General features: G+C 60.5%; 19 protein-coding genes. 10 read left to right on the top strand and 9 right to left on the bottom strand.

Going from position 1 to position 16,702, the window contains the following annotated elements; translation table 11 throughout:
- The first annotated feature begins 132 nt into the window (after window positions 1-132).
- From ccmD to ACIP1X_RS24315, 9 genes are all read left to right on the top strand, one after another.
- The gene (gene ccmD / locus ACIP1X_RS24355) at window positions 133-309 is read left to right on the top strand and encodes a heme exporter protein CcmD (RefSeq protein WP_008055370.1); all 177 of its coding nucleotides are present in this window, start codon (window positions 133-135) and stop codon (window positions 307-309) included.
- Entirely contained in the window at window positions 306-761 is a 456-nt protein-coding gene (gene ccmE, locus ACIP1X_RS24350) for a cytochrome c maturation protein CcmE (RefSeq protein ID WP_053118425.1), read from the top strand. Before ccmD ends, ccmE begins: the two co-directional genes overlap by 4 nt.
- Before the next feature lie 3 nt (window positions 762-764).
- Entirely contained in the window at window positions 765-2,753 is a 1,989-nt protein-coding gene (locus ACIP1X_RS24345; protein ID WP_400755499.1) for a heme lyase CcmF/NrfE family subunit, read from the top strand.
- Window positions 2,750-3,286 (top strand): DsbE family thiol:disulfide interchange protein, encoded by a 537-nt coding sequence (locus ACIP1X_RS24340; protein WP_400755498.1) that lies wholly within the window; start codon window positions 2,750-2,752, stop codon window positions 3,284-3,286. The genes ACIP1X_RS24345 and ACIP1X_RS24340 overlap by 4 nt, the downstream gene beginning before the upstream one ends.
- Window positions 3,283-3,753, top strand: a complete 471-nt coding sequence (locus ACIP1X_RS24335; protein ID WP_212544240.1) for a cytochrome c-type biogenesis protein — start codon at window positions 3,283-3,285, stop codon at window positions 3,751-3,753. Before ACIP1X_RS24340 ends, ACIP1X_RS24335 begins: the two co-directional genes overlap by 4 nt.
- The gene (gene ccmI / locus ACIP1X_RS24330) at window positions 3,750-4,952 is read left to right on the top strand and encodes a c-type cytochrome biogenesis protein CcmI (RefSeq protein WP_053118433.1); all 1,203 of its coding nucleotides are present in this window, start codon (window positions 3,750-3,752) and stop codon (window positions 4,950-4,952) included. Before ACIP1X_RS24335 ends, ccmI begins: the two co-directional genes overlap by 4 nt.
- Before the next feature lie 25 nt (window positions 4,953-4,977).
- Window positions 4,978-5,382: a hypothetical protein gene (locus ACIP1X_RS24325; RefSeq protein WP_053118435.1), complete on the top strand. Its 405-nt coding sequence runs from the start codon at window positions 4,978-4,980 to the stop codon at window positions 5,380-5,382.
- A 303-nt stretch (window positions 5,383-5,685) separates the two neighbouring features.
- A complete protein-coding gene (locus ACIP1X_RS24320) occupies window positions 5,686-5,898 on the top strand; it encodes a type II toxin-antitoxin system HicA family toxin (RefSeq protein WP_053118442.1) in 213 nt (70 codons plus the stop codon).
- Window positions 5,898-6,302 (top strand): type II toxin-antitoxin system HicB family antitoxin, encoded by a 405-nt coding sequence (locus tag ACIP1X_RS24315; protein ID WP_053118443.1) that lies wholly within the window; start codon window positions 5,898-5,900, stop codon window positions 6,300-6,302. The genes ACIP1X_RS24320 and ACIP1X_RS24315 overlap by 1 nt, the downstream gene beginning before the upstream one ends.
- A 68-nt stretch (window positions 6,303-6,370) precedes the next feature.
- Here the strand turns inward: ACIP1X_RS24315 and ACIP1X_RS24310 are convergent, their stop codons facing one another.
- Window positions 6,371-7,558: an MFS transporter gene (locus tag ACIP1X_RS24310; protein WP_053118445.1), complete on the bottom strand. Its 1,188-nt coding sequence runs from the start codon at window positions 7,556-7,558 to the stop codon at window positions 6,371-6,373.
- Between the two features lie 233 nt (window positions 7,559-7,791).
- Between ACIP1X_RS24310 and ACIP1X_RS24305 the strand changes: the two genes are divergently transcribed.
- On the top strand, window positions 7,792-8,412 hold the full coding sequence (locus tag ACIP1X_RS24305; RefSeq protein ID WP_400755495.1) for a hypothetical protein: 621 nt from the start codon (window positions 7,792-7,794) through the stop codon (window positions 8,410-8,412).
- A gap of 118 nt (window positions 8,413-8,530) precedes the next feature.
- On the opposite strand, the gene ACIP1X_RS24300 is transcribed toward ACIP1X_RS24305, so the two are convergent.
- From ACIP1X_RS24300 to ACIP1X_RS24265, 8 genes are all read right to left on the bottom strand, one after another.
- Window positions 8,531-9,529, bottom strand: a complete 999-nt coding sequence (locus tag ACIP1X_RS24300) for a sulfate ABC transporter substrate-binding protein (protein ID WP_053118449.1) — start codon at window positions 9,527-9,529, stop codon at window positions 8,531-8,533.
- Between the two features lie 102 nt (window positions 9,530-9,631).
- A complete protein-coding gene (locus ACIP1X_RS24295; protein WP_400755494.1) occupies window positions 9,632-10,456 on the bottom strand; it encodes an ion transporter in 825 nt (274 codons plus the stop codon).
- 21 nt (window positions 10,457-10,477) lie between these two features.
- A complete protein-coding gene (locus ACIP1X_RS24290; RefSeq protein ID WP_400755492.1) occupies window positions 10,478-11,392 on the bottom strand; it encodes an urea transporter in 915 nt (304 codons plus the stop codon).
- A 136-nt stretch (window positions 11,393-11,528) separates the two neighbouring features.
- Window positions 11,529-12,944 carry a pyruvate kinase gene (gene pyk, locus ACIP1X_RS24285; protein ID WP_400755490.1) on the bottom strand — a complete coding sequence of 472 codons (1,416 nt, stop codon included), beginning with the start codon at window positions 12,942-12,944 and terminating at the stop codon, window positions 11,529-11,531.
- Window positions 12,941-14,215 (bottom strand): glycerate kinase, encoded by a 1,275-nt coding sequence (locus ACIP1X_RS24280; protein WP_400755488.1) that lies wholly within the window; start codon window positions 14,213-14,215, stop codon window positions 12,941-12,943. The genes pyk and ACIP1X_RS24280 overlap by 4 nt, the downstream gene beginning before the upstream one ends.
- A gap of 162 nt (window positions 14,216-14,377) precedes the next feature.
- Entirely contained in the window at window positions 14,378-15,271 is an 894-nt protein-coding gene (locus tag ACIP1X_RS24275; protein WP_007919937.1) for a 2-hydroxy-3-oxopropionate reductase, read from the bottom strand.
- A 130-nt stretch (window positions 15,272-15,401) separates the two neighbouring features.
- Window positions 15,402-16,184: a hydroxypyruvate isomerase gene (hyi, locus tag ACIP1X_RS24270; RefSeq protein WP_159812681.1), complete on the bottom strand. Its 783-nt coding sequence runs from the start codon at window positions 16,182-16,184 to the stop codon at window positions 15,402-15,404.
- A 138-nt stretch (window positions 16,185-16,322) separates the two neighbouring features.
- Window positions 16,323-16,702 (bottom strand): thiamine pyrophosphate-dependent enzyme (locus tag ACIP1X_RS24265; RefSeq protein ID WP_400755486.1); only part of this gene is annotated, 380 nt, incomplete at its 5' end.

Genomic DNA, 16,702 nt, shown 5'->3' with positions numbered 1-16,702 from the left:
CGACTGCGCCTCGTCGGCCATTTGCGACAGTGCGCGCAGACTGTTGCTGCGCATGCGCCTTGAAGTGCTCAAGCGCGAAGCCCGCGCCAGTTGGGTGAAAGAAGAAGTACAGAACAGTCTGGAGGCCGCTCGATGAGTTTTGCTTCATTCGGCGATTTTCTCGCCATGGGCCATCATGGCCTTTATGTCTGGTCGGCCTACGGCATCTGTCTGGCGGTACTGGCGCTTAACGTGGCGGCGCCGATCCTGGCCCGCAAGCGGTATCTGCAACAAGAGGCGCGTCGTCTGCGCCGGGAGAACGGCAAGTGAATCCGCTGCGCAAGAAACGTCTGATCATCATTCTGGCCATTCTGGTCGGGGTCGGCGCTGCCGTCGGCCTGGCCCTCAGCGCCCTGCAGCAGAACATCAATCTGTTCTATACGCCGACGCAGATCGCCAACGGCGAAGCGCCGCAAGACACGCGCATCCGTGCCGGCGGCATGGTCGAGAAAGGCTCGCTGCAACGTTCACCGGACTCGCTGGACGTCAAATTCGTCGTCACCGATTTCAACAAATCCGTGACCATCACCTACCGCGGCATCCTCCCGGACTTGTTCCGCGAAGGGCAGGGCATCGTGGCGCTGGGCAAGATCAACGCTGATGGCGTGGTCGTCGCCGATGAAGTGCTGGCCAAGCACGACGAGAAGTACATGCCGCCGGAAGTGACCAAAGCCTTGAAAGACAGCGGTCAATCCGCCCCAACACCTGCGAAGGAGGGTTGATCCATGACGTCGGCGATTTTTATTCCTGAGTTGGGCCATCTGGCGATGATTCTGGCACTGTGTTTTGCGCTGGTGCAGGCCGTGGTGCCATTGATTGGCGCCTGGCGCGGTGATCGTTTCTGGATGAGTCTGGCCCAGCCGGCCGCGTGGGGGCAGTTTGCGTTTTTGCTGTTCGCCTTCGGCGCCTTGACCTACGCATTCATGGTCGACGACTTCTCCGTCGCTTACGTGGCGAACAACTCGAATACCGCGTTGCCGTGGTATTACAAATTCAGCGCCGTGTGGGGTGCCCACGAAGGTTCGTTGCTGCTGTGGGCACTGATTCTCGGTGGCTGGACGTTCGCGGTGTCGGTGTTCTCCCGACAGTTGCCGCAAGTCATGCTCGCCCGCGTGCTGGCGGTGATGGGCATGATCAGCACCGGTTTCCTGCTGTTCCTGATCCTCACGTCCAACCCGTTCAAACGCATCCTGCCGCAAATGCCGAGCAACGGCGCTGACCTCAACCCATTGCTGCAAGACATCGGCCTGATCGTTCACCCGCCGATGCTGTACATGGGTTATGTCGGTTTTTCGGTGGCCTTCGCTTTCGCCATCGCCGCGCTGATGGGTGGTCGACTGGATGCGGCGTGGGCGCGCTGGTCGCGTCCGTGGACGATCGTCGCCTGGGCCTTCCTCGGCATCGGCATCACCCTCGGTTCGTGGTGGGCGTATTACGAACTCGGCTGGGGCGGCTGGTGGTTCTGGGATCCGGTGGAAAACGCTTCCTTCATGCCTTGGCTGGTCGGCACCGCGCTGATCCACTCGTTGGCGGTCACGGAAAAACGTGGCGTGTTCAAGAGTTGGACGGTGTTGCTGGCGATTGCTGCGTTCTCGCTGAGCCTGCTCGGTACCTTCCTCGTGCGTTCCGGCGTGCTGACTTCGGTACACGCTTTCGCCTCCGATCCTGAACGTGGCGTGTTTATTCTGATCTTCCTGTTGTTCGTGGTCGGTGGTTCGTTGACGCTGTTTGCGTTGCGCGCACCAGTGGTGAAGAGCCAGGTTGGCTTCAACCTGTGGTCGCGGGAAACCCTGCTGCTGGGCAACAACCTGGTGCTGGTCGTGGCCGCGTCGATGATCCTGCTTGGCACACTCTATCCGCTGATTCTCGATGCGATCAGCGGCGCCAAGCTGTCGGTCGGTCCGCCGTACTTCAACGCGCTGTTCATTCCTTTGATGGCGCTGTTGATGGTGGTGATGGCAATCGGCATGGTCGTGCGCTGGAAAGACACCCCGGTGAAATGGCTGGTGAACATGCTGACCCCGGTGTTGCTGGGTAGCGTGGCGCTGGCCGTGGTTGCCGGTATCGCTTACGGCGATTTCAACTGGGCGGTCATCGCGACCTTCCTGCTCGCCGCGTGGGTGTTGCTCGCCGGCGTGCGCGACATCTTCGACAAGACCCGTCACAAAGGCCTGATCAAAGGCTTGCCGACCCTGACCCGCAGCTATTGGGGCATGCAGATCGCTCACCTCGGCATCGCGGTTTGCGCGTTGGGCGTGGTGTTGTCGAGTCAGAATAGTGCCGAGCGCGACTTGCGTCTGGCGCCGGGCGAGTCGATGGATCTGGCCGGTTATCACTTCGTCTTCGAAGGCGCCAAGCACTTCGAAGGACCGAACTTCACGTCTGACAAAGGCACCATTCGCGTCATTCGCAATGGCAAGGAAATCAGCGTGCTGCATCCGGAAAAACGTCTGTACACCGTGCAGAACTCGGTGATGACCGAAGCCGGGATCGACGCCGGTTTCACCCGTGACTTGTATGTCGCCCTCGGCGAGCCGCTGGATAACGGCGCGTGGGCCGTGCGCGTACACGTCAAACCGTTCGTGCGCTGGATCTGGTTCGGCGGCTTGCTCACCGGTTTCGGTGGGTTGCTGGCGGCGCTCGATCGACGTTATCGGGTCAAGGTGAAATCCAAGGTGCGTGAAGCACTGGGCATGACGGGAGCGGCTGCATGAGACGTTGGTTGATGCTGGTGCCATTGGCGATTTTTCTGCTGGTGGCGGTGTTTCTGTATCGCGGTCTGTACCTTGATCCGTCGGAGCTGCCGTCGGCGATGATCAACAAGCCATTCCCGGAGTTTTCCCTGCCGAGCGTGCAGGGCGACAAGACCCTGACCAAGGCTGACATTCTCGGCAAACCGGCTCTGGTCAATGTGTGGGGCACCTGGTGCATTTCCTGCCGGGTCGAGCATCCGGTGCTGAACAAACTCGCCGAGCGTGGCGTGGTGATCTATGGCGTCAACTACAAAGACACCAACGCCGATGCCTTGAAATGGTTGAGCGAATTTCACAACCCTTACGTGCTGGACATTCGTGACGATGAAGGCTCGTTGGGCCTGAATCTGGGTGTGTACGGCGCGCCGGAAACCTTCTTCATCGACGCCAAAGGCATCATCCGCGACAAATACGTCGGCGTGATCGACGAGCAAGTCTGGCGCGAAAAACTCGCGGCCAAATATCAGGCGCTGGTCGATGAGGCCAAGCCATGAAGCGTTTTCTAGCTGCCGTGGTATTGGGTTTGAGTCTGGTTGGCGTGGCCCACGCCGCCATCGACACCTACGAGTTTGCCAAAGAAGGCGATCGCGAGCGCTTCCGCGAACTGACCAAGGAACTGCGCTGCCCCAAGTGCCAGAACCAGGACATCGCTGACTCCAACGCACCGATTGCCGCTGACCTGCGCAAAGAGATTTTCCGCATGCTCGGCGAGGGCAAGGACAACCAGCAGATCATCGACTTCATGGTCGATCGCTACGGTGATTTCGTCCGCTACAAACCGGCACTCAACGCCAAGACCGCGCTGCTGTGGTTCGGCCCGGCCGGTTTGCTGCTCGGTGGTTTCGTGGTGATCGCGGTGATCGTCCGCCGTCGTCGCGGTCAACGCGCCGACACCCCGCAATCGCTGTCCACCGAAGAGCGTCAGCGCCTCGACCAACTGTTGGATAAAAACCAAGAATGATTGATTTCTGGCTTGCTGCAGGGCTGTTGCTTCTGGTCGCCCTGAGTTTCCTGCTGATCCCGGTTCTGCGTGAACGTCGCGCCCAGCGTGAAGAGGATCGTACTGCCCTGAACGTCGCGTTGTACGAGGAGCGCGTTGCCGAGTTGCAATCGCAACAGGCCGAAGGCGTGCTCGACGCGGCGCAAATGGACAGCGGTCGCGCGGAAGCGGCGCGTGAGTTGCTGGCCGATACCGAAGGGGTTGCGGCGCCACGGGTTTCCCGATTGGGCAAACCGTTGCCGCTGCTGGCCGCCGTGCTGGTTCCGGTGCTGGGGCTGGGCTTGTACATGCATTTCGGTGCCGTGGAAAAAGTCGAACTGACCCGCGAATTCGCCGAAGCACCGAAGTCGATGGAAGAGATGACCCAGCGTCTGGAGCGCGCCGTTGCCGCGCAACCGGATTCTGCTGAGGGCGTGTACTTCCTCGGCCGTACCTACATGGCTCAGGATCGTCCGGCGGACGCAGCGAAGATGTTCGAGCGCGCCGCCAATCTTGCCGGTCGCCAGCCGGAACTGCTCGGCCAGTGGGCGCAGGCGCAGTATTTTGCCGATGGCAAAAAGTGGTCGGACAAAATTCAGGCACTGACTGACGAAGCGTTGAAGGCTGATCCGAAAGAAGTCACCAGCCTCGGTCTGCTCGGCATCGCCGCGTTCGAAGGCGAGCGCTTTCAGCAAGCCATCGATTACTGGAACCGTCTGCTTGCGCAATTGCCGCCGGACGACAATTCCCGTGCCGCGCTGGAAGGCGGAATCAAGCGCGCAGCCGAACGTCTGGAAGCCAGCGGCGGCAAGGTCGCTGCGGCGCCCGCACCGGCGAAAGCTGCGCTGTTGAAAGTCAGCGTTGATCTGGCCAGCGAGCTCAAAGGCAAAGTGCAACCGGGCGACAGCGTGTTCATCTTCGCCCGCGCCACCTCCGGCCCACCGGCACCGTTGGCCGCCAAGCGCCTGACCGTGGCGGATCTGCCGGTGACCGTCGAACTGGGCGATGCCGACGCAATGATGCCGCAGTTGAAACTGTCGAACTTCCCTGAAGTCCAACTGGTTGCGCGCGTGTCCCGTGCCGGCCAACCGACTGCCGGGGAATGGGTCGGTCGCAGCGGCCCTCTGGCCAGCAGCACCACCGCGCTACAAACACTGACCATCGACAGCCCGGACAAATAATCGGGCAAACAAGGAAAGCACCGCCATGCACACCATCGCCCGAATCACAGTCCTCACACTGGCCCTGGGCTTGAGTGCATGTGCGGTGCAACGCCCGGAACCGACGACCAACCTGCCGCCGATCCCGCCGTCGCAACCAAGCCCGACCCCGTCGACCTCGCCAACACCGGGCAAAAGCATCCCGGCGAAACCGGCAAAACCCGTCCCGCGCACCTCAGCCAGCTTCGCCCCACCGCCGGGCGGCAACAGCCACTGGGATCAGAAACTCGGCGTCTACGTCCTCGACGACCAGACCAACACCTTCTACCGCCAGCGCACCTACTACCGCTGGAACAACGGCTGGAGCCGCTCGATCAGCCCCAACGGCCCGTGGGAAGACACCAACATCCACGGCGTGCCACCGGGACTGGGCAAGCAGTTCGGGGAGTAAATGAAAACGGCGATCTTCGGATCGCCGTTTTTTTGTCTGCGTCATGCGCAAATCTTGAAGCGGATCGAGAAACTCTGTGGGAGCGGGCTTGCTCGCGAAAGCGGTGTGTCAGGTTAGTAAAGGTCGACTGACACGACGCCTTCGCGAGCAAGCCCGCTCCCACAGGGGAGTTCTGATCGGAGATGCTTCTGATGCGATCAATCACATGTTGTAAAACAACCGGGCGTCGCTCTGAGCATTTCTGTGCTTGAGTAAAGGTAACTCTAGGGTTATTTTTAAAAGGCTAGGGCAAGGAGGCGGTTGGTGCAAAGCAGGCAATTGATCAAGGAGCTGGAGGAGGCGGGCTGGACGCTGGATCGGATCACCGGCAGTCATCACATTTTCACTCATCGCTATAACCCGAACACGATTCCCGTCCCTCATCCGAAGAAGGATTTACCGTTAGGGACGGTCAAGAGCATCAGGCGGCGTGCCGGGTTATACAACCCGTCAGTCAGTTACAAAGGAGATCCGTAATGCAATACCCAATCTGCATCGAATGGGGCGACGAGAACACTGCCATCGGTATTCAGATCCCCGATATTCCTGGCGCCGTGACGGCCGGGGATAGCTTTGAGGATGCCTACAATGCGGCCGTCGAAATTGCGCACATCATGCTGCAGGAGATTGCAGCAGATGGCGACGCTATTCCAATGCCGACCTCTGCCTCGGCGCACCGTAATAACCCGGAGTTCGCCGAGATGGGCTGGGGCATGCTCGAGCTGGATATCTCGCCGTATCTGGGCAAGACCGAGAAGGTCAACGTGACGCTCCCCGGTTACGTGATTCAGCGCATCGATCGTTATGTGCGCGAACACAACGTCAAAAGCCGCTCCTCCTTTCTGGCGGATGCGGCGATGGAGAAGCTGGTTCGGTATTAACCGTCCTCGCTCCCTCAGGCCCGGTGAGTGACCTGTGGGAGCGAGCCTGCTCGCGAAGCTTTTGCAGCTTACGCCGTGGCCAACGATCGCCCTTGCGAAGCACTCAAAAACCGCAGCAACGCCAACAACGGAAACACACTCCCCACAATCACGATCCACAACCAGCCGCCATGTTCATACACCGCACTGGCCACCGACGAGCCGAAGGCGCCGCCGATGAAGATGCTGGTCATGTACAGGGCGTTGAGGCGACCACGGCTTTTTGCATCCAGCGAGTAGACCGCGCGTTGGCCGAGCACCATGTTCATTTGTACGCAGAAGTCGAGCACCACGCCGGTCACGGCCAGGCCGATGACGCTGTAGGCGGGGTGGATGAAGGCGGGCAGGAAGCTCAGGCTGGCGAAGATCATGGCCAGCAGCGAGGCGATGCGGGTGTGGCCGGCGTCGGCCAGGCGCCCGCTGATAGGGGCGGCGATGGCACCGATGGCGCCGACCAGCGCGAAAATCGCGATCTCGCTTTGCGACAAACCATGGTTGCGCGCCAGTTCCAGCGGCACGGCCGTCCAGAACAGGCTGAACGTGGCGAACATGCAGCCCTGATAAAACGCGCGCTGACGCAGCACCGGTTGTTGGCGCAGCAGCGTCCACAACGAGCCAAGCAGTTGGCCATACGTGGCGCTGTGATCCGGCTGGCGCTTGGGCACGGTCAGCGCCAACACCACGCTGATCGCCGCCATCAGTGCCGCAGCAATCATAAACATCGCCCGCCAGCCGAGGTGATCTGCAACCACGCTCGATACCGGTCGTGCTAACAGAATACCCAGCAACAAACCGCCCATGATCCCGCCGACCACACGACCACGGGATTCTTCCGGAGCAAGGTGCGCCGCCAGAGGAATCAGAATCTGCACCGATACCGAACTGAAACCCACCAACAACGAGATCAGCAGAAACACATTGGGCTGATCGGTAAACGCCGCCGCCAACAGGCTGGCAATCGCCACCACGGTAGTGATGATCATCAACCGGCGGTTTTCCAGGAGATCCGCCAGCGGTACCAGAAAGAACAGGCCCAGCGCATAACCGATCTGCGTCAGCGAAACGATGAAACTGGCCATGGTGTCGCTCAGGCCGATGTCCGGCGCGATCAGGCCGATGATTGGCTGCGCGTAGTAGATGTTGGCAACGATGGCGCCGCAGCAGAAGGCGAACAGCAGCACCATGCCTCGGGTCATTGCGTGAGTCGTGGCGGTCATAGGGGTTACTCGATCCAGCGAAAGGAATGCGGTGAGGCTAAGGGACAAACCGAACGGGCAGAAGCAGCCTTCGGTTGATATCAGTTATTACGTCGGGTAATGACGGCCGTGGCCATTCGGGGCGAACCTTGCGTCCGACCGTTGAAGGCTGATGATACATTCACTTACATCTTCTTCGATAGCGTGCTTATGTTTGCATCGGCTTGTTCCACGTTCATCACCGGAGGAATGCAATGTTTCGTCAGACGCTTCGCCATACTGCAACGATTGTCCTGATCAGCCTGCTCGGCGGCGCCAGCGTGCAGGCCGCCGACGCACCGGGCATGCGCCTCGGCGTGCGCGGCGAGATCACCGGGGTCAGCCCGGACAGCTTGAAAGTCCACGTCAACAGCGGCGAGAGCGTGGTGATTCAGTTGACCGGCGACACCAAGGTTCGCGCCGTTACCCTGGCCAACATCGAAGACATCAAACCCGGCAGCTACATCGGCTCGGCGGCGATGCCTCAGGAGGACGGCACACTCAAGGCGCTGGAAGTGCATGTGTTCCCGCCGGAGCTGGCGGGGAGTGGCGACGGTCATCGGCCGTTTGACCTGGCCAAGGGCAGCAGCATGACCAATGGCAGCGTCGGCGATCTGGTGGTGAGCAATGGGCGGGTGCTGACGGTGAACTACAAGGGTGGGCAGCAGAAGATTCTGGTGCCGGAGGATGTGCCGATTGTGAATCTGCTGCCGGGCGATCGGAGCTTGCTGAAGGTTGGGGTGAAGATTGTCACGTTCGTGACGCAGAGCGCGGATGGCACGCTGACGGCGCAGTCGATTTCTGCGGGTAAGGATGGGGTGACGCCACCGATGTAATCGCCTAAACACAATCCCCCTGTAGGAGCTGCCGAAGGCTGCGATCTTTTGATCTTGTATTTAAGATCAAGATCAAAAGATCGCAGCCTTCGGCAGCTCCTACAAGGGTAATCAGGTGTTACTGGCCGGTGTAGATCTGATCGAACACACCGCCGTCATTGAAGTGAGTCTTCTGCACCGTACGCCAGTCACCAAAGGTCTTCTCCACCGACAAGAAATCAACTTTCGGGAAGCGATCGGTGTACTTCGCCAGCACCGCCGGATCACGCGGACGCAGGTAGTTCGCTGCCGCAATCTCCTGCCCTTCCGGCGACCACAGGTACTTCAGGTACTCATCCGCCGCCGCCCGTGAACCTTTCTTGTCGACGACTTTATCCACCACCGACACCGGTGGCTCAGCCTCTGCCGAAACGCTCGGGTAGATCACTTCAAACTGATCACGACCAAACTCGCGAGCAATCATTTCCGCTTCGTTTTCGAAGGTCACCAGCACGTCGCCGATCTGGTTGGTCATGAACGTGGTGGTCGCGGCACGGCCACCGGTATCCAGCACTGGCGCTTGCTTGAACAGTTTGCCGACGAACGCCTTGGCCTTGTTCTCGTCGCCGCCGTTCTTCAGCACATAACCCCAGGCCGACAGGTAGGTGTAGCGGCCGTTACCCGAGGTTTTCGGGTTTGGCACGATCACTTGCACGCCGTCCTTGAGCAGATCCGGCCAGTCTTTCAGGGCTTTCGGGTTGCCTTTACGCACGATGAACACAGTGGCCGAGGTGAACGGCGCGCTGTTGTTCGGCAGACGGGTGACCCAGTTTTCCGGCACCAGTTTGCCGTTGTCGGCGAGGGCGTTGATGTCGGTGGCCATGTTCATGGTGATGACGTCAGCCGGCAGGCCATCGATTACCGAGCGCGCTTGCTTGCTCGAACCGCCGAAGGACATCTGCACGGTGATGTTTTCGTTGTGCTCGGCTTGCCAGTGTTTCTGGAACGCAGTGTTGTAGTCCTTGTAGAAATCGCGCATCACGTCGTAGGAAACGTTAAGCAGCGTCGGGGCTGCCTGAGCGATGTTGGCCAAGGCCAGGCCGGCGGCGAGAAGTGAGGCGCCAAAGAGTTTTTTCACTGCGCATTCCTTGTTGTTTGCGTATGTGCGGGGGGTGATGTTCAATTGCCACTGACTATAACGGGGCGCGCATAGTCGCTTAAAGATTAAAAAGCTCTTTGCTTATTCCACTTTCTTGAATAGCTGATTGCCGCACCGCGAGCAGAACGCCGCGCCGTGTTCGTGGCTGTTTTTCCTGCACACCGGGCAGTCGTGCTGCAGCTGTTCACCGCGCATCGCATTGGCCAGTTCGGCGGTGAAGATACCGGTGGGCACGGCGATGATCGAGTAACCGGTGATCATCACCAGCGACGAAATCACCTGGCCCAGCGGCGTCTTCGGCACGATGTCGCCGAAGCCCACGGTGGTCAGCGTGACGATCGCCCAATAGATGCCTTTGGGAATGCTGGTGAAGCCATGCTCCGGGCCTTCGATCACGTACATCAGCGTGCCGAATACCGTCACCAGCGTGCAGACGCTGACCAGAAACACGACGATTTTCTGCTTGCTGCCACGCAGCGCCGACATCAGGTAATTGGCTTGTTTGAGGTACGGGCTGAGTTTGAGCACGCGGAAAATCCGCAGCATGCGGATGATCCGAATGATCAGCAGGTACTGCGCATCGCTGTAATACAGCGCAAGGATGCCGGGCACGATCGCCAGCAAATCCACCAGCCCGTAAAAACTGAAGGCGTAGCGCAGCGGCTTCGGTGAGCAGTACAGACGCAGGATGTACTCGCCAAGAAAGATGATCGTGAAGCCCCACTCGATGTAGGCCAGCACGTTCGCGTAGTTCTGGTGAATGCTGTCGATGCTGTCGAGCATCACGATCACCAGACTGGCGAGGATGATCAACAGCAAGATGCCGTCGAAGCGACGCCCGGCGAGGGTGTCGCTCTGGAAAATCATGACGTAGAGCCGTTCGCGCCAATTGTTGCTGCTGTCCATGGAAAACGCCTGAATCAAAGATCAGCGCAGCCTAGGTTGATTCTCCCCGTGAGCGCAAGGCGCACGCTCGACCGACGCTTTGCCGAGCATCTGAATCCCGGCGCGGATCAGCCAGCCGGCGAGGATGAACGGCGCGGTCAAAGTGGCCAGGCCGATGGCGGCAAACAGCGGCGTCACCAGCAGCGCGAGAACGATGCCGAGCAGCGGCAACCACGGTTGTTGGCGTTGCGACGAAAAGGCGAGGGCGGCGAGCACGGCGTTGTAGCTGCCGATGCCGAGCAGTGCGACGCTGGTTTCGTGGTGCAGCAGGCTCGAGCCGAGGCCGATCGCCGACGCCAACAGTGCCCAGCAAAACGCGCGGCGATCCGCGACCAGCAAGCCGATGGCGACCAATGCGCCGGCCAGTGGATGACCGAGAAACATCACCTGGCCGAGGCCCCGCAGTTCGGCGGCGAGCAGGTTCAGCGTGCTCATTTCGACGTGTGCCATCGGCGCCGACGGTTCGGCGAACAGCAGCAGAACCCAACTCATGGCCACGAACGGCGAGGTGTAGGCCGGAATCGATCGGCTGCTGTAGACATGTTTGAGCCACTGCTGCGTGACCATCGCGCTCAAGCCGCCGGCGGCGAGAATCAGCGGTGGAAGCATCGGCGACCACGGGAAATACAGGCTCAGCAGCAGGCCGAGCAAGATGCCGTTGTAGCTGAACAGTCCAGCCTGGCGATCAGCCTTGGCGTAATTGCGGCGTTGCGCGGTGAGCAATCCGGCGACGGCACCGAGCAGCGCCCCGGCGAACAACACCGGTGCGGTCAGCAGGATCGCCAACAGACACAGCAAGCCGCACAGCGGATGGCGCTGGAGGAATATTTGACTGAAACCGTTGAGCAAAGCCTCGGCCCAGTCGGGGCAGTGGGTGTTGAAATGATTGGCAGGCATGGCAGTTCATTCGGTACTGATCGTTCCCACGCTCTGCGTGGGAATGCCTCAAAGGACGCTCTGCGTCTGCTCTTGGGACGCAGAGCGTCCCGGGCCGCATTCCCACGCGGAGCGTGGGAACGATCATGGTGGGCGGTTAAATCAATGTTTCGATCCGCAGCGAGTTAGTCGATCCAGGCTGACCAAACGGCACACCGGCAGTAATCAGCAGCGTGTCGCCACGCTCGGCCATGCCTTGGGCCTGGGCGATTTCCAGTGCGGTCGAGCAGACTTCGTCGACCTGACGCAGGCGATCGTTGACCACCGAGTGAATCCCCCACGCCACGCTCAGACGCCGCGCGGTTTGCAGGTTCGGCGTCAGGTTGAGGATCGGCGCTTTCGGCCGCTCCCGCGCTGCACGCAGACTCGAGGTGCCCGACTCGCTGTAGTTGACCAGCACCGCCACCGGCAGCACGTTGCTGATGCGACGGATCGCGCAACTGATCGCATCGGACACGGTCGCTTCAGCCTTCGGCCGGCTGACGTCGAGCTGAGTCTGATAATCCGGGCCGTTCTCCACCTGGCGGATGATCTTGCTCATCATCTGCACGGCTTCCAGCGGGTACTCGCCGGACGCAGTTTCCGCCGACAGCATCACTGCATCGGCACCTTCGGCCACGGCGTTGGCGACGTCAGTCACCTCGGCGCGGGTCGGGGCAGGGGAGAAGCGCATCGACTCGAGCATCTGCGTCGCCACCACCACCGGTTTGCCCAGCTCGCGGCAGGTAGTGATGATGTTCTTCTGGATCTGCGGCACGCTTTCTGCCGGCACTTCAACGCCGAGGTCACCCCGAGCCACCATGATCGCGTCGCTCAGTTCCGCGATTTCGCGCAGTTGTTCAACGGCGGAAGGCTTCTCGATTTTCGCCATCAGAAAGGCTTTGTCGCCGATCAGTGCGCGGGCTTCGATGATGTCTTGCGGACGCTGCACAAACGACAGCGCGACCCAGTCCACACCCAGTTCCAGACCGAAGCTCAGGTCGCGGCGATCCTTGGCGGTCAGCGGGCTGAGGTCGAGCACGGCTTGCGGCACGTTGACGCCTTTGCGGTCCGACAATTCGCCGCCATTGAGCACGGTGGTGTCGATCGCATCCTCGTACTTGGTCACCACACGCAGACGCAGTTTGCCGTCGTCGAGCAGCAGATCCATGCCCGCTTCCAGTGCGGCAATGATTTCCGGATGCGGCAGATTCACCCGGCGCTCATCGCCCGGCGTCGCGTCCAGATCCAGACGGAAGGCCTGACCGCGATGCAGTTGCACCTTGCCGTCGGCAAACTTGCCGACGCGCAGTTTCGGCCCCTGCAAGTCCATCAGAATGCCCAGCGGGTAGTTGAGCTGGCGCTCGACTTCGCGGATCCACTGATAGCGTTTGGCGTGGTCGGCGTGATCGCCGTGGCTGAAGTTCAGGCGGAAGATATTCACCCCGGCCTCGACCAGTTCACGGATCTCTTCGATGCCGTCGACGGCAGGCCCGAGGGTGGCGAGGATTTTGACCTTTTTATCAGGCGTCATGGTTTGCAGCTCTCAAGGATCAGAATGGCGCGGAAGTCGTTGACGTTGGTGCGGGTCGGCTCGGTGACGATCAGCGCATCGAGCGCCTCGAAATAGCCGTAGCCGTTGTTGTTATCCAGCTCGTCGCTGGCGCTCAAACCGAGGGCGGCGGCGCGGGCGTAGCTGTCCGGGGTCATGATCGCGCCGGCGTTGTCTTCCGAACCGTCGATGCCGTCGGTGTCACCGGCCAGGGCATAGACGCCGGGCTGGCCTTTGAGATTTTCGGTCAGGCTCAGAAGGAATTCGGCGTTGCGTCCGCCACGGCCATTGCCGCGCACGGTCACGGTGGTTTCGCCGCCGGACAAAATCACGCACGGGGCTGCCAATGGCTGGCCATGGTTGATGATCTGGCGGGCGATGCCGGCGTGGACTTTCGCCACTTCGCGCGACTCACCTTCGAGGTCGCCGAGGATCAGCGTGCTGAAGCCGGCCTGACGGCATTTCACTGCCGCCGCGTCCAGCGATTGCTGAGGACGGGCGATCAATTGGAAGTGGCTGCGCGCAAGACTCGGATCACCGGGTTTGACGGTTTCCGACTCTGGGCTTTGCAACCAGTTGCGCACGGAAACGGGAATCTCGATGCCGTAGCGTTTGATGATCGCCAGCGCTTCGGCGGAGGTGCTTGGATCGGCCACGGTCGGGCCGGAAGCGATGACCGTGGCGAGGTCGCCCGGCACATCGGAAATCGCGTAGGTGTAAACAGTGGCAGGCCAGCAGGCCTTGCCGAGACGGCCGCCCTTGATCGCCGAGAGGTGCTTGCGCACGCAGTTCATCTCGCCGATGGTCGCGCCGGATTTGAGCAGGGCTTTGTTGATCGACTGCTTGTCGGCGAGGGTGATGCCTTCGGCCGGCAATGCGAGCAGGGCAGAACCACCGCCGGAGAGCAGGAAGATTACGCGGTCGTCCTCGGTCAGGTTGCTGACCAGTTCGAGCACGCGTTTGGCCACGGCCAGACCGGCAGCGTCCGGCACCGGATGCGCGGCTTCGACCACTTCGATTTTTTCGCACGGGGCGCCGTGACCGTAGCGGGTCACCACCAGGCCAGACACGTCACCTTCCCAGCAATTCTCGACCACTTGCGCCATCGCAGCAGCGGCTTTGCCGGCACCGATGACGATCACCCGACCGGTACGATCGGCAGGCAGATGGGTTTCGAGGACTTGGTTCGGATGGGCCGCGTCGATGGCTGTGGCAAACAGCTCGCGCAGCAGTTGTTGCGGATCGACCGACATGGCGGGCTCCCAATCTTATTGTTCTTGGTTAATGCTGATGATCGTTCCCACGCTCTGCGTGGGAATGCCTCAATGGACGCTCTGCGTCCGCTTCGGCAGGGACGCGGAGCGTCCCGGGCTGCATTCCCACGCAGAGCGTGGGAACGAGCGACGGGGCAGGGCTTATTTGTTGTCGCGAATCGAGAAGTTGGCCATGTGCTCCAGACCTTTGATCAGCGCCGAGTGATCCCAGTTGCTGCCACCGATCGCTGCGCAGGTGCTGAACACTTGCTGGGCGTTGGCGGTGTTTGGCAGGTTGATGTTCAGCTCTTTGGCGCCTTGCAGGGCCAGGTTCAGGTCTTTCTGGTGCAGGCTGATGCGGAAGCCTGGATCGAAAGTGCCTTTGATCATGCGCTCGCCGTGTACTTCAAGGATCTTCGAGGACGCGAAACCACCCATCAGTGCTTCACGCACCTTGGCTGGATCAGCACCGTTTTTCGAAGCGAACAGCAGGGCTTCAGCGACGGCCTGAATGTTCAGCGCAACGATGATCTGGTTGGCGACTTTGGCGGTTTGACCGTCGCCATTGCCACCGACCAGGGTGATGTTTTTGCCCATGGCCTGGAACAGTGGCAGCGCGCGTTCGAAGGCATCGGCGTCGCCACCGATCATGATGCTCAGGGTCGCCGCTTTGGCGCCGACTTCACCACCGGATACCGGTGCGTCGAGGTATTGCGCGCCTTTCTCGTTGATCTTCGCCGCGAAGGCCTTGGTGGCGGTCGGCGAGATCGAGCTCATGTCGATCACGATTTTGCCTTTGCTCAGACCAGCGGCAACGCCGTCAGCGCGGAACAGTACGTCGTCTACCTGCGGGGTATCCGGCACCATGACGATGATGAATTCAGCTTCCTGCGCCACTTCGCGCGGGTTGGCCAGGGCGACGGCGCCAGCGGCAACCAGATCGGCCGGGGCGGCGTCGTGGTGCGCCGACAGGAACAGGCTGTGACCGGCTTTCTGCAGGTTCGAAGCCATTGGGTGGCCCATGATGCCGGTGCCGATAAATCCGATTTTAGCCATGAGAAAATCCTCTTGTTTTTGTCTTTCCCCTGTAGGAGCTGCCGAAGGCTGCGATCTTTTGATCTTGATCTTCAAATAACAAGATCAAAAGATCGCAGCCTTCGGCAGCTCCTACAGGGTCATGTGTTTGTCAGATTGCGTTGTGGGTTTTCAGCCAGCCCAGGCCTGCTTCGGTGGTGGTCAGCGGCTTGTATTCGCAACCGACCCAACCCTGATAACCGATGCGGTCGAGGTGTTCGAACAGGAAGCGGTAGTTGATCTCACCGGTGCCCGGCTCGTTGCGGCCCGGGTTGTCCGCGAGCTGCACATGGTTGATCTCGCCCAGGTGCGATTGCAGGGTGCGGGCCAGATCGCCTTCCATGATTTGCATGTGATAGATGTCGTATTGCAGATACAGATTGGCGCTGCCGACCTGTTCGCGAATCGACAGGGCTTGCGCCGTGTTGTTCAGGTAGAAACCCGGGATGTCGCGGGTGTTGATCGCTTCCATCACCAGTTTGATGCCCGCCGCTTGCAGCTTGTCAGCCGCGTATTTCAGGTTGGCAACGAAGGTTTTTTCCACGGTGACATCATCAACGCCTTGCGGACGAATACCGGCCAGGCAGTTGATCTGGGTGTTGCCCAGCACTTGTGCGTAAGCGATCGCCAGATCGACACCGGCACGGAACTCTTCAACCCGATCCGGCAGACACGCGATACCGCGCTCGCCCTTGGCCCAGTCACCGGCCGGCAGGTTGAACAGCACTTGGGTCAGACCGTTGGCGTCGAGCTTGGCCTTGATTTCGGCAGAGCTGAAATCGTACGGGAACAGGTACTCGACACCGCTGAAACCAGCCTTGGCGGCGGCGTCGAAACGGGCAAGGAAATCCTGTTCGGTGAACAGCATGGACAGGTTGGCTGCGAAACGCGGCATGGTAGTCTCCCGTTCTAGATTCTCGTTCCCACGCTCTGCGTGGGAATGCCTCAATGGACGCTCTGCGTCCGCTTTGGGACGCAGAGCGTCCCGGGCTGCGTTCCCACGCAGAGCGTGGGAACGATCAGCGGTCAGCAGTTAATCAAGCAGCGAAATCGCCGTTGGCGCATCGTTGCCGACCAGCGCCAGGTCTTCGAATTCGTTGACGGCGTTGATCTCGGTACCCATGGAGATGTTGGTCACACGCTCCAGAATGATCTCGACGATGACCGGCACCTTGAACTCTTCGATCATCTGTTCGGCCTTGCGCAGGGCAGGGGCGATTTCCGATGGCTCGAACACACGCAGCGCTTTACAGCCAAGGCCTTCAGCCACTGCGACGTGGTCAACACCGTAACCGTTGAGTTCCGGCGCGTTCAGGTTATCGAAGGACAGCTGCACGCAGTAGTCCATTTCGAACCCGCGCTGTGCCTGACGGATCAGACCCAGGTACGAGTTGTTCACCACGACGTGGATGT

The organism is Pseudomonas sp. NPDC088885 (assembly GCF_044750025.1).
In the GTDB taxonomy this organism is placed as follows: Bacteria; Pseudomonadota; Gammaproteobacteria; order Pseudomonadales; family Pseudomonadaceae; genus Aquipseudomonas; species Aquipseudomonas rustica.
This window is presented reverse-complemented; position numbering and strand designations above follow the sequence as displayed.

Excerpts from the sequence above, each read along its gene's own strand:
- ccmI (WP_053118433.1), top strand. The coding sequence starts at position 3,750 with ATGATTGATTTCTGGCTTGCTGCAGGGCTGTTGCTTCTGGTCGCCCTG.
- ACIP1X_RS24325 (WP_053118435.1), top strand. The coding sequence starts at position 4,978 with ATGCACACCATCGCCCGAATCACAGTCCTCACACTGGCCCTGGGCTTG.
- hyi (WP_159812681.1), bottom strand. The coding sequence starts at position 16,184 with ATGCCGCGTTTCGCAGCCAACCTGTCCATGCTGTTCACCGAACAGGAT.
- ACIP1X_RS24345 (WP_400755499.1), top strand. The coding sequence starts at position 765 with ATGACGTCGGCGATTTTTATTCCTGAGTTGGGCCATCTGGCGATGATT.
- ccmD (WP_008055370.1), top strand. The coding sequence starts at position 133 with ATGAGTTTTGCTTCATTCGGCGATTTTCTCGCCATGGGCCATCATGGC.
- ACIP1X_RS24290 (WP_400755492.1), bottom strand. The coding sequence starts at position 11,392 with ATGCCTGCCAATCATTTCAACACCCACTGCCCCGACTGGGCCGAGGCT.
- ACIP1X_RS24335 (WP_212544240.1), top strand. The coding sequence starts at position 3,283 with ATGAAGCGTTTTCTAGCTGCCGTGGTATTGGGTTTGAGTCTGGTTGGC.
- ACIP1X_RS24310 (WP_053118445.1), bottom strand. The coding sequence starts at position 7,558 with ATGACCGCCACGACTCACGCAATGACCCGAGGCATGGTGCTGCTGTTC.
- ACIP1X_RS24340 (WP_400755498.1), top strand. The coding sequence starts at position 2,750 with ATGAGACGTTGGTTGATGCTGGTGCCATTGGCGATTTTTCTGCTGGTG.
- ACIP1X_RS24305 (WP_400755495.1), top strand. The coding sequence starts at position 7,792 with ATGTTTCGTCAGACGCTTCGCCATACTGCAACGATTGTCCTGATCAGC.
- ACIP1X_RS24315 (WP_053118443.1), top strand. The coding sequence starts at position 5,898 with ATGCAATACCCAATCTGCATCGAATGGGGCGACGAGAACACTGCCATC.
- ACIP1X_RS24295 (WP_400755494.1), bottom strand. The coding sequence starts at position 10,456 with ATGGACAGCAGCAACAATTGGCGCGAACGGCTCTACGTCATGATTTTC.
- ACIP1X_RS24280 (WP_400755488.1), bottom strand. The coding sequence starts at position 14,215 with ATGTCGGTCGATCCGCAACAACTGCTGCGCGAGCTGTTTGCCACAGCC.
- pyk (WP_400755490.1), bottom strand. The coding sequence starts at position 12,944 with ATGACGCCTGATAAAAAGGTCAAAATCCTCGCCACCCTCGGGCCTGCC.
- ACIP1X_RS24275 (WP_007919937.1), bottom strand. The coding sequence starts at position 15,271 with ATGGCTAAAATCGGATTTATCGGCACCGGCATCATGGGCCACCCAATG.